Source organism: Mycobacterium sp. 852002-51971_SCH5477799-a (assembly GCF_001667145.1).
GTDB lineage: Bacteria > Actinomycetota > Actinomycetes > Mycobacteriales > Mycobacteriaceae > Mycobacterium.
In genome coordinates, this window is record NZ_LZIF01000081.1 from 1 (window position 1) to 519 (window position 519).

1 protein-coding gene is annotated in these 519 nt (G+C 61.5%); it reads right to left on the bottom strand.

The features are described 5' to 3' along the window. Nucleotides 1–519: AMP-binding protein (locus A5753_RS09740; protein ID WP_156656042.1), on the bottom strand; the 519-nt coding region annotated here is incomplete at both ends.

Sequence of the window (519 nt, forward strand, 5' to 3'; positions counted from 1 at the left end):
CACCAGCCACATACAACTCACCGACCACCCCAGCGGGCACCGGACGCAACCAGTTATCGAGCACAAAAAACCCCAGATGCGCCAACGGCACCCCGATCGGGCTGACCATGCGCTCAACATCGCCGGCGGCGATCTCCCGCAACGAGGCGTGCACCGTCGTCTCGGTAATGCCATACATATTGATCAACCGCGGCAACACCGGATGACGCTCCAACCACCCCCCAAGCCGCTGCGGCTCGAGCGCCTCACCACCGAACACCACAGTCGACAACGTGAGCTGATCAGCCAACTCAGGTGCAAGCCCCTCAGCGCTCTGCAACGCATAAAACGCCGACGGTGTCTGACTGAGCACACTGACCTGCTCACCCACCAACACTTCGAGCAAGTCTTCTGGTGAACGCACCACCGACTCGGGCACCACCACCAACCGCCCGCCGTATAACAGCGCCCCCCAGATCTCCCACACCGAATAGTCAAACGCCAACGAATGACACTGGCTCCACACCTGCCCCGACAGCT